This is a genomic window from Arthrobacter antibioticus (assembly GCF_030063205.1).
Lineage (GTDB): Bacteria > Actinomycetota > Actinomycetes > Actinomycetales > Micrococcaceae > Specibacter.
Genome location: NZ_JASISQ010000009.1, coordinates 51,506 through 65,035 on the forward strand (window position 1 = coordinate 51,506; position 13,530 = coordinate 65,035).

15 protein-coding genes are annotated in these 13,530 nt (G+C 53.4%); 5 read left to right on the top strand and 10 right to left on the bottom strand.

Annotated features, from left to right (window positions below; all coding sequences use genetic code 11):
- Positions 1–241: 241 nt before the first annotated feature.
- The 5 genes from QMG40_RS15670 to QMG40_RS15690 are packed head-to-tail and all read right to left on the bottom strand — an operon-like array spanning position 242 to position 4,032.
- Complete coding sequence (locus QMG40_RS15670) at positions 242–526, bottom strand: TrbC/VirB2 family protein (RefSeq protein WP_283532052.1); 285 nt, start codon at positions 524–526, stop codon at positions 242–244.
- Positions 523–1,053 (bottom strand): hypothetical protein, encoded by a 531-nt coding sequence (locus QMG40_RS15675; RefSeq protein ID WP_283532053.1) that lies wholly within the window; start codon positions 1,051–1,053, stop codon positions 523–525. The genes QMG40_RS15670 and QMG40_RS15675 overlap by 4 nt, the downstream gene beginning before the upstream one ends.
- 2 nt (positions 1,054–1,055) lie before the next feature.
- Positions 1,056–2,390 (bottom strand): MinD/ParA family ATP-binding protein, encoded by a 1,335-nt coding sequence (locus tag QMG40_RS15680; RefSeq protein ID WP_283532054.1) that lies wholly within the window; start codon positions 2,388–2,390, stop codon positions 1,056–1,058.
- Positions 2,391–2,418: 28 nt separating this feature from the next.
- Positions 2,419–2,949, bottom strand: coding sequence for a hypothetical protein (locus QMG40_RS15685; RefSeq protein ID WP_283532055.1), 531 nt, complete (start codon positions 2,947–2,949; stop codon positions 2,419–2,421).
- Between the two features lie 18 nt (positions 2,950–2,967).
- A complete protein-coding gene (locus tag QMG40_RS15690) occupies positions 2,968–4,032 on the bottom strand; it encodes a CHAP domain-containing protein (RefSeq protein ID WP_283532057.1) in 1,065 nt (354 codons plus the stop codon).
- A gap of 274 nt (positions 4,033–4,306) precedes the next feature.
- Between QMG40_RS15690 and QMG40_RS15695 the strand changes: the two genes are divergently transcribed.
- A complete protein-coding gene (locus tag QMG40_RS15695; protein ID WP_283532058.1) occupies positions 4,307–5,458 on the top strand; it encodes an alpha/beta hydrolase family protein in 1,152 nt (383 codons plus the stop codon).
- On the opposite strand, the gene QMG40_RS15700 is transcribed toward QMG40_RS15695, so the two are convergent.
- Genes QMG40_RS15700 through QMG40_RS15710 form a run of 3 tightly spaced genes read right to left on the bottom strand, consistent with a single transcriptional unit; the run spans position 5,455 to position 7,263 of the window.
- Positions 5,455–6,312, bottom strand: coding sequence for a hypothetical protein (locus tag QMG40_RS15700; protein ID WP_283532059.1), 858 nt, complete (start codon positions 6,310–6,312; stop codon positions 5,455–5,457). The genes QMG40_RS15695 and QMG40_RS15700 overlap by 4 nt on opposite strands.
- A gap of 60 nt (positions 6,313–6,372) precedes the next feature.
- Positions 6,373–6,816, bottom strand: a complete 444-nt coding sequence (locus tag QMG40_RS15705) for a hypothetical protein (RefSeq protein WP_283532060.1) — start codon at positions 6,814–6,816, stop codon at positions 6,373–6,375.
- On the bottom strand, positions 6,817–7,263 hold the full coding sequence (locus QMG40_RS15710) for a hypothetical protein (protein WP_283532061.1): 447 nt from the start codon (positions 7,261–7,263) through the stop codon (positions 6,817–6,819).
- A 246-nt stretch (positions 7,264–7,509) separates the two neighbouring features.
- Between QMG40_RS15710 and QMG40_RS15715 the strand changes: the two genes are divergently transcribed.
- From QMG40_RS15715 to QMG40_RS15730, 4 genes are all read left to right on the top strand, one after another.
- A complete protein-coding gene (locus QMG40_RS15715) occupies positions 7,510–7,725 on the top strand; it encodes a hypothetical protein (RefSeq protein WP_283532062.1) in 216 nt (71 codons plus the stop codon).
- 441 nt (positions 7,726–8,166) lie between these two features.
- On the top strand, positions 8,167–8,391 hold the full coding sequence (locus QMG40_RS15720; protein WP_283532064.1) for a hypothetical protein: 225 nt from the start codon (positions 8,167–8,169) through the stop codon (positions 8,389–8,391).
- A 194-nt stretch (positions 8,392–8,585) separates the two neighbouring features.
- Positions 8,586–10,412 carry a helix-turn-helix domain-containing protein gene (locus QMG40_RS15725; RefSeq protein ID WP_283532065.1) on the top strand — a complete coding sequence of 609 codons (1,827 nt, stop codon included), beginning with the start codon at positions 8,586–8,588 and terminating at the stop codon, positions 10,410–10,412.
- An 811-nt stretch (positions 10,413–11,223) separates the two neighbouring features.
- On the top strand, positions 11,224–12,000 hold the full coding sequence (locus tag QMG40_RS15730; protein WP_283532066.1) for a ParA family protein: 777 nt from the start codon (positions 11,224–11,226) through the stop codon (positions 11,998–12,000).
- Between the two features lie 701 nt (positions 12,001–12,701).
- Here QMG40_RS15730 and QMG40_RS15735 read toward each other — a convergent pair.
- Together QMG40_RS15735 and QMG40_RS15740 are read right to left on the bottom strand one after the other, a co-directional pair.
- On the bottom strand, positions 12,702–13,079 hold the full coding sequence (locus QMG40_RS15735) for an integrase core domain-containing protein (protein ID WP_283532067.1): 378 nt from the start codon (positions 13,077–13,079) through the stop codon (positions 12,702–12,704).
- Positions 13,076–13,516 carry a DDE-type integrase/transposase/recombinase gene (locus QMG40_RS15740; protein WP_283532147.1) on the bottom strand — a complete coding sequence of 147 codons (441 nt, stop codon included), beginning with the start codon at positions 13,514–13,516 and terminating at the stop codon, positions 13,076–13,078. Before QMG40_RS15740 ends, QMG40_RS15735 begins: the two co-directional genes overlap by 4 nt.
- Between the last annotated feature and the right edge of the window lie 14 nt (positions 13,517–13,530).

The window sequence follows — 13,530 nt, forward strand, 5'->3', positions numbered from 1 at the left end:
CCTTTGGCATGGCTGGTTTTGATGAGGTATCCCCTAGTGGGACGTCGCAACCGCCAGCTGGTTTCTCTGTTTTGCTGGTGGTGGGCTGAGCGATTGGTTCAGGTGTCTTCGTGGCAGGTTTGACGAAAATCAGGACAGCTAGGAACGCAACAATCATCAGGATTCCTAGGGATATCCACCACCCTTTACCGAGTGTTTTGGATGTTTTCACTGCTTTGCTCATTGAAGAATCACCGCTTCTTTACATTGAGAGGAAGATAGGGGCGATCACGGCGGCAAGACCGAAGCCCATGGCCCCGACGAGCCACCAGCCGGCCTTACCCATGAACTCTTGACCATGGCCGTGCTTGTGAGCGAAGAACAAGCCCACGAAAAGCATCATGAGTCCGATAACGGCGATGGAACCACCGATGATTTGTACCCAGCTTTTGATGGTGTCCAGACCATTAGTGACTTCTTGAGGCAGTGGCTTAGCTTCGGAGGTCAAGTTCCCTGCAAAGACGGTGATGCTGGTGATGATGTTCATTTTGTTTCTCCTTGAATAGTGATGCCAGCCTCTGTCAGGGCGGCAGTAATCTTGTTAAGTTCTTTGAGGGAAATATCGTTCTGGCCCAACAGGGCTGCTCGACGGGCAAGTAGCGCCGGTGTCCAAGGAACGGCCACTATGGTGATCGCACCGGAAAGAACCTTGACCTCATCAGTGATCAATCGCGGCATCTTCCCTGGTCCCGAGGGCACCAGCAGAACGCAAGCGAACTGTTGATAGCCATGAATAGCTATCGCAGATTTCGCCGCATCTAAACCGTCGAGACTGGCTCGGGCTACCAACACAATTTCTGCTCCGGGAAGCAATGCCGCTTTCGCCGGGGTACTCAGTAGTCCCCCATCGACGGCCCCGAGGATATGTGCCCAGCTCGTTGCACCGGCCCCACCGTGAGCGGCAAGGAAGACCGGTAACTCACGCGGCACAGCCGGGGGCAGGACCTGGTGGGCAGGTTCTGGTGTGATGTTCTGTGCGGCCTGAACCCAAGGATTGAGGCTCTGATCGGTCACGTTCACAATCCGCTCGCTACCGCAGCAGCAGCCGCAAGCCACGCTCTCTGAGTTCGGGCCTGCAAAGCACCGTACCGGATCTGGCCAGACTTCAGCGCCGGATCAAAAGGCACGATCTTGACCGCCCGGACATAGGGACGAAACTTATCAGCGGTCGCGGATGACAGGCGTCCTTCCCCGCTTTGACGTTCGGAGACGACAACGACGGCGTTGGCAGCCAACGCAGCGGAGCGCTCACACCGAAGGTCCAGGCCCTGCAACGTCAGAAGGGCCGCCTCTACACGGTCTTCTTCGTTGGTCGTGGGGACCACTAACTGATCGGCGTGATCAATCATGCGGTTCCACTCAGCACTTCGATGGTTGTTCCCTGAATCCATCAGAATGAGCCGGTAATACTTCGTGAGGACTCGATGGAGAACGTCTACTTCTTCGGCGTTGACTTCGTGAGTACCGGCCACATCCGAGTCCGAGCGCAGTACGTCGTATTTATCCGTGCTTTGGTGATGCACGTAAGCGTTAATATCCGCAGATTGTGCCGTAGGTGAGAGCAAAGCATCAGCGGTAGCGATCACATCGAGGGCACTTCTGCTGTGATCACCCTTTTCCGTACGCCACCCCAAGGTCCCGGTCGTGGGGTTGTTATCCCAACCCACCACACTTGCCCCGTTACGGCCGAACACGGCAGCTAAGTTAGCGACGGTAGGTGTCTTATTTGATCCGCCTTTTTGGTTCACGACAGCCACCACGCGGGTCCCGGCGAAGTGCTTAGAGACTAAAGCAATGTCTTCGCGTTCGCTCAACTCCCCCGCTGAGGGTGCCAGGGAGAGCCCTAGATTGTTCAACGCTCCCCGAAATCCTTGTGAGGCTGGTTCATGAGCGGCTGGTGTAGCCAGAAAAGAACCGGCTTCACGCAAAGCACGCCGACTACTGCCAGCCTCCGGAGCACTCCCCTGTGCTACTTTTGGGGTGCTTACAGGAACCCGCGTCATAGAGGGTGGGGTAGCCGGCGCTTTCGGTATGTCCTGAACATCAAGGGGAAGAATTTTCAGTGCCGGTGCGGCCGGTGCTGGGGAGTCATCTTCAATTTCAACCTCACCAATGGGCGAGCAGATCAAGGTAGAAAGACCCGTTTCATCCATCGTGCTAACCCGCACCGGGCGGCCATGTGTGGCGGCCTCAGCAAAGACCCGGGCCATCAGAGACTGGCGTAAAGCATCGGCGGTTTCTCCGGTGTGGGCTTCCTCTGTGGAGTCGATTGTGAGCACTCCGGTGTCGTCACTGTTGATGATGGCGCTAATGACCGGAAGGGGTTGAACAAGAGATTTATCAATAGCCATAGTGATCTTCTTCTTTCGTTAGGGAGGGTTAGTGGAAGCCGTCAGGCATATTGATGTACTTGATCTTCCACTCACGATTAGCGCCTTGACGGTTCAGATCGAAGTCGAAAACACCGATGGTCGTGGGAAATTCAACATGAGCTGCGAAGCCATTTCCCTCATCTATGAGTAGTTTCGGGGCGCCAATGGTTTTGAAGACCGGGATGTTCGCTGGGTCTACGCCCTGATATTTAGCCCCGGCTTCGTTAGTCATGTATTGGGCCAGCTCATAAATCCACGTTTTGCTATCCACCGTGCGGCGGTTGTAGAGAATCATGGCCTGTGAGGCCACATCCAGAGCATCGGTCTTAGCCTGGTCATCCCATCCCGGATCACTGATCCCGGTATGGTCCGCTTGAGGTGACCCATCGCAAGAACCGCATTGGGTGGCTGTAGCTGTCACGGTGGCAGAGACTTCTTCGGTTTCTGCGCTTGGTGTGGCTGGTTGCCCGGAGCATGCAGTAAGTACGGTCACAGCGATTCCCGCAGCGGTCACGAGTTGGAAGAGTTTTGCTTTCATCAGAAATTCCCTTCTTAGTTAGGAGGCTTGAGCGAACTGATCGCTGGTAGGAATGAGTAGGTACCCAGAGGGTGAGCTAGCGGCGATAGTGCGTGTGTAGTACCCGCCTAAATGATCCGGACCCATGTTGTAGCCCTCTTCAAGGACCGTGCCGTCAGCGGCAATGGCCTTCACCACAGCCACATGGCCATAGAGAGGATCACCACCAGGATTGCCCGGGCCGTACCAAATAATGGCCCCAACCTTAGGTGTCATCGTTACGGTCCAGCCCTCGCGCTGCCACGTCGGTCCCCACGTCATTGCGTGACCAGGTCCCAGCGCCCGAGCGTCCATTTGGGACGGATCAGTAATGTTGAGTTGCTGCATCATGCGCCACCACGCGAAGTCCGTGCAGTTCTTATACGAAAACCCAGTCACCGGGTTATTGGCGTTGTATAGGCCATCCTTGAACCCGTAATCGTCATCCTTGCCTGACTCCCCCGGAATACCGGGTGAACCCTCACAAGATGCTTCCTCGACCGTGATACCAGCCAATGAGGCGATGACCGCGCTGGCAGGTTGGGCATATTTTGTGTAGTGGTCCGGGTCAGCGTTGCCTTGCACTACGTGCGCGGCCGCTGTGAGAGTCATGGACTCCCACCTGGACACTTTCAACAGAGCTTTGAAGAAGTTCGTTGCGCTAATCGTCGGGTCCATACGTTCCGTGTAGCTACCCCACGCGCCATTATCGCGCTGCTGGAAAAGACCGCGTGAATCAGGCCCCGGCCCGTCGCCATGATCCAGCACACGCAACCCGGACTCACCAATAGCCACCATGACTCCCACGGTTTGACCCTGAGTAGAGAGGTTCAGTTTCTGACCGGCATTGATAATCAATGCCGCATTCTTGAGCTGTTCCCCCTCAAACCCTGCAACCGGTGTTGTCGGCAATTTGGTGGTGTCAACAGAGGCACCGGGCAAGCACGCGGCTGCTGCTGGTGAGCTCGTGCTCATGCCCAACACGATCAGCACCACAAGTAGAACCGGCAACAGGAACGCACCAGCCAACAAAGCCACAGCGCCCGCTCCGGATTCTTCATTCACAGCAACACCGCTCCAAACTTGCTATCGCAAGCCGCAGAAATAACATCGCAGCCTGCTAGAACCATAGAAAAAGAGATCCAAGGCAGTGCGTTTTTTGTCGATCAAACAGGTGGAAGTCGCATTGAATGGCTCTAACAAAACGATACACGCCTGTAGTGAACATGTGCAACGCCTGTAGAGTAAATGGGTTGTCCATTTGGCTAGTTGTAGGCGACAGCTACGATGGTTTAATATTTCGCGGTACTAACGGACCACCACCGGAGGATGACTATCAGTGTTGAAGAGATGGTGCGGACTGTCCTGTTTGGTGTTGCTTCTGCCGACAGCGGCGCTCTCTGGATTCGCGGTTGTTTTGGCTCGGAAAATTGTTAAGCGGGCCCCAAAGGACTACAGACACGCCGAATTGACAGATGACGGACGTCGAATCCGCATCGATTTGGATGACTACACCAAGGCTCCTGGCATCTTTGGTGTGTTCGATCTTGTAGCCGAAAGATACACAAGAGTAGGTGAGGTCGCTCTGATCAATGAGGACAAAAAGTACTTAGAGCGGTGGATTGACCCGCCTGTCTCAAGACCTAACCATTTGGGGCCACTGGTCGATTGGACTCCGGATGTTTTCTTCGATCCATCTGCGGTCGGTGGACGATACGAAGAAGTGCTTATCCCAACCACTTACGGTGCGGCACCCGCCTGGCTATTCGAAGGTGATAACACGGACGTATGGGTGATCCATATCCATGGGAGCTGGACCGACCGCGCAATCATGTTCCGAGATGTCCACGCTTTTAGACCATTAGGCTTTACCTCCCTAATACCCTCATTTCGCAGCGACCCAGAGGTTATACCGCCCCAGGCCCAATCAAGTCACCTTGGGCAAACCGAATGGCATGATGTGGAATGCGCGATGGGCTACGCCGTTGCTCATGGAGCCAAAAGAATTATCCTCTCTGGCTGGTCCATGGGTGGGACCATAGCCCTACTTACGGCAGAGCGCAGCGCCTACAGGAGGCAGATAGCAGGAATTGTTCTAGTGGGACCTGTTACAAGCTGGCGTAAAACCATCATTGCAGGTGCAGCGCGCGCTGGCGTTCCTGCGGCTGGCGCCGGCCTTGCCATCCGTCTGTTGCAATTTTCTCTCTTCGCGAAGTTTGTCGGATTGAAGGAAGCAATCAATTTCGAAGAGCTCGAATGGGCCGTTGCAGCAGGCCGGGTAACCACACCGACGCTGGTCCTACACTCCAAATCTGACCAAGAAGTTCCCTGGGAAATATCAGCCGCGTTTCAAATGGCTAATCCCGACACTGTCACCCTCATCACCCTTCCTGAAGCACACCATACTCAGGAGTGGAACGCCTCGCCCAGTTCCTTTACCAACGAACTTAGGACATGGGTCAGTACAACAATTTCGGCTGAGCAGGGCTAAATCTGAGCGTTTAGCTTGGCTTCAATTTTGCGGATCCTGCTTTGAATAGGTTCCGAGAACGTCATCAGGCTCGCTCGCTCGCGGTTATGAACGTCAATGAGGCTCTTATAGATTCCGTCTTCGAGCGTCTCATTGAAGAAATCCCATACGGGCTTGAATCGAGAGCGGTTCACACTAAATTTAATTCTCATCGCAGTGAGCCAGAGAGCATCACCCATCAAGAGGTGCAGTCTTGGGAACTGTTTCCAAATAAACAGCACCAACCAACTGGCTGCTGTCACCGAAAGGCCGAGATAGAAAAGACGATAAAACCAAGAACCGATCGTCAAAGCGAGCTCATCCCAAGGGGTGAAATGGAAGAGCGCTACATATGCCAGGTGGCACGCACAGCCCACCGCAACTAAGAGCATACCCGTTGAAAATACTGCTAACAGGCCTCTTGCCTTGTGGCGAAGCATGTAGACAAGCCTGAGCACAGTAAATAACAATGCGAACATGTACGTACCGCTGTAAGAGGCAGTTGCTAGCTGTCCCATTCGGGGAAAGATAAAGTCCGCCGCGGTTGGTGCTTTATCTTCAATCAGCACGAAACAAGTGATCATGATGGGAATGCTTAGCAACGGGGCATAGTAAGTCCAGCTGAGAATGGGGACGTTCGCTAACTGTCGCACGCTGTCGTTGAAGAAGAAGATTGCCAGCAACGCGAAGATGGCTTGCAGTAAATTTGCGACGTTGATGCTACCGAGGTAGCTGTCAATAGTCGCCAACGGGGTAACAATCCCCAGAGCGTAGAGAGCAATGAGGCCGAACACGGAGGCCAACCAGGACGCCCGGGCCTCTTTCACCTTCACCACGGTAGGGACCCTAAGTAGACAGAGGGCGCTCAACAGCGTGAAGAGTATTAGCCTCATCGTTCAGCAGAGGAAAGGATCGAGAGCAGAACGGCTGCGTGCGCGGGTCTTTTTAGACATCATGAAAGCAAAATTCTCCACCCAACGCTCTACGGGATCGTCCTCAATGTGCCGGCAACTAACGCTGATTGCGTCTGCGGTCTGATTCAAGAGCGATTGAGGAATCTCGGGTAAGGCCAGATCTAACTTCTCCAGATAAATGTGACCAAGCTCGTGATAAATACAGTGAAGCTTGTATTGCAACGAATTCTGAGGCGGAAAGAGGACGTTGATATGGTCCTCAAACTCGACCTTTAGTGCGGTCAGCGATCCCCATTCTCCATCATGTTCAACCAAGTTAATCGGCTTCTGACAGATCACTACCAAACGCTCAATAACTTCCGTCATCGAGGTAGTACCGGTACCGCACAGATCGCGGATCTTTTCCTCAACCGGAGGGAGAACCATTCACTTGTCACCATTCATTGACTCATCAATAATCTTGGTGATCGTCTTAAGGATTTCCGGGGAAGTCGCTCCCAAATTTCTCGCGGCGAAGTTCTTCACTTTGAGCTTTCGCATCTGATCAAGAAACTCCATCCGTGCTTCCACATCAGGTGGTGTCTCACTGTATAGATCAGTCAGATAAGTAGCGGGTACTTCGAAGACGAACTTTGCGATGCCTTTCAGGAGATCTTGATCCGTCACCAAACTGCCGGTGCCGTTGATCAAGTAGGACCAACGTGTCCGTGAAAGCTGGATTCCATTGGCGGAGAGTGCTTCCTCAACATGCGGGTACGTGAGTGCGGTGTTGTTGTCGGATTCCCAAATATCCACAAGGATGCCCATGCGGTCCGCTAGCCGTTCCTTCTTCTGCTGTTGCGTAAGGAAGACGCTACGGCCTGCTTTTGCCATCTTTATAGCTCCTCGCCAAGGTCAGCGGTTGTAGTGTAGGCCGCCACACAACGTAGAGGGACAGCTAACTTCAAATCTTACCTGATTCCACCAGGAGCGTATAAGAAGCGCGCAACCATTGAGTTGTGCATGTACAAAGCATGTATGTAAACTATCGCTTACTTAGCAAATGAAGCCAGAATCTCTATACCGCGACACGACTTGTATATCTACAGGTTCTCTTAAAACGGAGTTATGGTGGTCCACATGGAGGAATACCGTGCACCCAAGCTGATTGGAAAGAAGACACCACTGAACTGTCTGGTGCTCCCGGAGCAGCACCACAGCGCTTGGGTGGCGATGCAGCGGTACAACATGTCCTTCGGGGAGTATGTAGGCGCGCTGATCGACCGCGCAGAAGGACGCCCCAACAAACTTGACGGTATGCACCAGGAGGCGCTGCCCTTAGAACAGACGAGTTAAACGAAGAAGCCCCGCTTAGCGGGGCTTCGGTCCGTATAAAGTTTTTCAAGCTTTTCACCATCAGATCTTGGCGGGTCCTGGTGAAAGGCTTCGACAGTTACACCCTCAAGGAGTCTCTGTATGTCATTTACCTTACACGCAACTGTCCTCAGTGGTCCAGAAAACACACCGAGCAGTAAAGCTCATACCCCTGTAGTACGTCACCGATCAGTGTGCCGCGGCACAAGCGCACAAGCATTATGGGTGGCCCCAAAACTTTCGCGTTCGGTAGCCTCACGGTTGCCATCATCTCCGGAGTGCTACCGGAAAGTGAATAGCTAAGATGGTTATCCGCGCAAATAGACCTTCGATCACTTACGGACCCTCGTGAACATTATGTTTCTTAGCGACACGCCGTGTCGCGGTACCGGTATCGCGCATATTTTCGGGAAGGATGGAGCTATGAACACACAACCCGTGTATGTCACTCCCAAACTTGATGGCAATCGTGTTGCCCTTCGGGGTCGATTGTTACCGGAACAACATAAGCGTGCCCACGAGGCTGCGCACGCACATGGATTGTCTCTGAGTGAGTATGTAGGTGCGCTCATTGATCGGGACTCAGGGCTGTCGAACAAAATTGACGACGCACAGCAGGAGGCTTTGCCTATAGCAAAGGCTTCTTAAACGGCAAAAGGCCCGCAGACTGCGGGCCTTGCCTGAAACTCAATCTGTAGCTAAAAACCTCTAACCGCCAAGTTTCTCGGTTTGTAGCTACTTCAACAACAGCGGCTTTGTCATGCCCGCTTTTGCTAAGGAATGGTTCCATCATACACGCACACGCTTTTTTGGGTAAAACCCACTCCGCTGACACACCTAACGTGTCGGCGAGTGGCTCTGTCCATGCTCAAGCATGGGCTGCTCTCGCGCCTTTAATTGCCGGCGCCCCTGTCATGCGTTTTGCTACCCGCGGCGGGAAATATCCTCGCTCTCGCTCCAATCCGCCCCACATCACCAAAGCTCTTCCGGCTCGTGCTGTCGCAGTGATGGTCCATGGTGCAGATGGCTCCGTAGCAACTTTGTGCCTTGACCTTGACACCTCTAAAGCCCTGCAGGCAGTGGTTGACGATGATGCGGAGGCGATATGCGCCTTACTTACATCCTGTGGATTGAGGTTTGTGGCTGACCACTCCCCCAGCGGTGGACGCCATATTTACGTTCCTGTTATTGATCGGCTCTCTGCTGAAGACGCTCGAGAACTCGTAGAGGCTCTTGCTACGCGCTTCCCTAGCTTGGACCCAGGCCCACACCAGAACATTACTGATGGTTGCATTCGCCCACCTGGCTCTTTGCACAAGTCGCTCACTGGACACCAAGTCCTAGATACACCCCTTTCAGAGGCATACGACGTTTTGATTCGCCGTAACCCGGCCGCTGCTGTACAAGCGCTAAGACAGGCGCTGGCCGCATCTATTCTTCAAGTACGCGCCAAAAAGACCAGCAAAAAAAGCTTCCTTGCTGTCAAAGACACCAACCCCGGGGTCGGTCCCTCCACTGACTTGATCCTGCGCGGCTCCGTGTTGCGCAACATCGCTCGCACCGGCCGCTATGACCCCACACGGTACAAAAGCGACTCAGAAGCCCGCATAGCTGTACTAAATCACCTATGCGCCTGGCAGGTCAGCCTGCCAGAGATACAAGCACGACTCAGCACCGATTTCGCTGGTCTCCGGGCGCTCTACGGTAACGACACACGCCTGGAGAGGTTACTGGTCAAGGAATGGGAGAACGCATCCGCATGGGTAACCGAGAAACAACGCCATCAACCAGTGGGGAAAGGTTCTAGCAATAAATACGACACAGAGCCTCCCTTAACCCACAGCGGGGGTGCCGCTGAACCTCGATCTCGTCTGTCGACGATGAGCGAGATCAATGACATCGAAAATGTTCTTTATTCCGTTATTGACCAACGCCTCGCTCGTACCGGGCGTGAAGGAATCACTCTCCGCTTCCTTCTTCGGGCTGTTCTAGGTTTCGCGCGTGCGAAAGGATCTTTAGCGATCAATGTGGGCTGTAGGGCGTTCGCTCTCGCTATGGGGCACCACCACGGGACTATAGCCAGGTTGCTACCGCATCTAGTGAAGTACAGCGGCGGTCTTCTCTCTAAAATTGAGAACGCTCATGGCAAGCAGGCTGATATCTACCTGCTTGGTCTCCCTGAACACTGGCAAGACCTGGCTAACGCTACTGCGTGGAGAAAAGGTAAAATCTACGGCATTCGTCCTGTATTTCGAGCTCTCGGTGCACCAGCAGCCCTGGTATACGAGGCCATTGAACGAGGGCGGCACTCCCCCACCACCGCTGACATTGTCAGGGCTACAGGAATGAGTCGACCTACGGTGGCCAGAGAACTCACTACTTTGGCGGAACTGTCTATGATTGAGCGCCACCATGGCTACTGGCAGCTCATCCACAGCACCAACCTCACCACAATTGCCGAATGGTTGGGTGTCCAAGGAGATTACGAAGAACAGCGCAGCATCGTCAAAGCACAACGCCGAGTTTGGCACGCCCATCTTGAACGGCATCTTGTCCCCGTGATTTACGAAGAAGATCTCTACGACCAAGAACAATCGGAATGGGACCCCTGGATACCCAATGACTACGGAGAGCTCAGTGCACTTGAACGACACCTCCTAGCTGTTTAGACGGTTGGTGTGGATAAAGAGTCAGAGTTCTCGCTTCCTCCTCGCCGCCGTCACACCATCTCCGGGCTTCAGCCGTCACCAGCGACACAAAAAATCAGTATCTAGACGCCTTCACATGAACAAGCCCCACGGGCTCTGCGAGGAAGCACCGCTCCTGGAGGCAAAAGACTTTTGAGAGACGTGTTCCTCTTGTGTTCTCGGTAATCGGTCTTGCGTATGTCGTCGTGCTGGGCATCCAAATCGAACTGGACCGGCAACGTATGAAAGAGGCGGTTATAATCAACGTTAAGTCCAGTGGCGGGGAGGTCATGAGGATTGTTTGGCCCGCTCCCAGAGAAAAATCCGGGTACGCCGTAGTTATGTTCGATGGCCAGCGAAGTGAATGTCTGCTGCATCTTTTGGATCGGGATCCGTCCGTTTTCAAGTGCGAGCCGTCTGTCAAGCGTCAAGGAGGTACCGGTTGAACTTCCATGGTCTTTGCCCTAGCTGAGACGCAAGGGCCCGGCTATCGGTCAGATCCCACGCTACATAGGCCCACGAGCCGGGTCTCACCTACACCACAACACGATTGAAGCCAAATGTTATTATAATAAATAATTATGTCATGACGTAATGAAAGACAGCCATAATTATTTAGATCTATGCTTCAATGAAATAGTGAGGCAACTGAACCACCGCCTTGGGGACCGGTGAGATTCGATTCTAGTGAAGAAATAGGGATGATTAAATAATTACGTCAGGACATAATGAAAGATTGACGTATAGACGTACATCTGTCATTCTTTAAGTAAATATTCTTCAAGGAGGGCTTATGTCGACGGTGATAACAGCGGTGGGAAACCGTAAGGGTGGTGTTGGTAAGACATCAGTGACCCTCGGTCTCGCTATTGGGTTGAGCCTGCTGGGGAAACGAGTTCTCGTCGTTGATCTTGATCCACAGGCCAACGCTACGACAGCACTAGAAGCCGAGGGTGAATTTAATATCTTTGATGTCCTTTATGGGGGAGAGGCCGGCACTCTTGGGCAGGCCATCGTCGCTACTTCTTGGTTGGGCATTGATGCAGTGCCTGGCTCCGAAAGCTTGTCACGCATCGAGTCCGAAGTGCTCATGACACCTGAATTAAGGCTAAAAACGGCTGCGTGGACCTCAGTAGAGCTCGAAAAGTACGACCACATTCTGATCGATCTCCCTCCGGCCCTAGGCCGACTCACTCTTAACGGCCTGATTTGGGCAGATCAAGTCATTGCAGTCACTGAAGCCGCGGCGTTCTCCGTAAGGGGAGTGACTGAATTTCTGGAAACTGTAGCCAAAGTCCAGTCATTACCCCATCTGAACCCGGAGCTTAAATTCGCTGGCATCATCATCAACAAAACTAGTGCACCGTTGACGGGGGAGCATTCCTACCAAATAGGTGAACTCCAGGCCGAGTATGGTGACAGCGTGATGATGCCAGCCGTACCTCAACGGACAGCCATGCAGGACTCCGTTAGCTCACGAACGCCACTAACAAAATTGTCCGGTCCAGGTGCCGCTGCTCTGACGGAGATTTTCGTGAAGCACGCACGACGATTAAATGGGGAGAAATAATGGCATCGATTGAACGCAAATCATCAATTCGTAAAGCGCCGATTGCGGATGTTGTCGAGTCACTGACGAGGCCGTCAGAGACCATATCATCCGAGCAAGGTATGGATGGACGTACCAGGCTCGAAGAGCGTAGTGAGGTAATTCGCCCCGGCCCTGGCCGGCCCCGATCCAAGCGACGTATGGAGCCCTTCTCGTCCAAGATAGAAATTAGCCTACGAGACGATCTGGACGACTATCTTGCACAGCATAGGATGACAGTTGTCGACTTTCTGGACGAAGCATTTAGGGACAGGTTACAAAAAAAATAATTATATCTTTACATAATTATTTATTTTTATATTCGCTGCTTTGCCCAGATTCTCCGGGAGGTGAATCTCTGTCAGTAGTGAATGGTCGCAATGAGGATTCTTATCAGTTCGGGTTTTTTCAATTAGTCATTGGGGTTATCGGAGCTGTGGCTGGCGCGAGGCGCTTGGTAGTGTCGCGCAACAGTGGGTGCCTACCGCGACTCCATTTTTTTGTTTATGGGACATGACTGCAAGTCAGTGACGCACGTGAATTACATGGAATCGTAAAGTGTCTCGATCAGTTGTCACGCAACCCTAGGGCAGACCCCCTGCTAACCAGCGCCGACGATATGATGGCTACCCATACCACCGGGGCAGACGCTGCAGAGCTCCTGAATTGTCTCGTCGATACCGCTAGGCAAGACAGGCGACGCCTCGAGAGCGTGTTTGCCATTGTCGGTGTGATGGCGCCGCCGTTTTGTGGGCGGCAGCGTCGGGTAACGAGCCGGAATTTTCACCATAGTAGATGCGCTCAAATTCCTCTGGAGTCTGGTGACCCAAAGAAGAATGCAAGCGAAGGTTGTTGTACCAATGGACCCAGTCAAAGACGATCTCTACGACGTCAGATTCGGTCTTCAACGCACCGCTGCGGAAGGGCGATCCCTTCGCCACGGCTTCGTTCTTAAACAGGCCCATGACCATTTCTGCGGCGGCATTATAGTAAGCGTCGCCGCCGCTGCCAATCGAAGGCACCAGTCCCTCAATTTCCAGGGTGTCGGTGTAGCGGATCAAAGTATATTGGCTGCCGGCATCTGAGTGATGTAAAGCCCCTTGTCAACAGGTCTATTACTGTGTTTTCGACGCCACAGCGCCATTTTCAGGCATTGCTCCTCGAACGCTGTGTCCTTCACGGTGGAGGTTTCCCACTCCACGATGGCCCTCGAATATAGGTCAATCACCAAAGCCACGTAGACGAAGCCGGAATACACCGGGACATATGTGAAGTCCGTGACCCAGATGCGGTTGGGGGTGTTGGCGCTGAAGTTCCGGTTCAGAAGGTCTCCGGCACGTTTGCAGTCCTTGGCGGGGATGGTGGTGCGGGTCTTGCGCCCCCGGATCAGGCCGTTCATGCCTTCGTCACGCATGAGCCGGTCCACGGTGTGTTTGGAGACCACTGGGAAGTCGTTGCGGCGCAACCAGGCCGTCATTTTCCGGCGGCCGTAGAGGATTGCTGGCCTCGGTC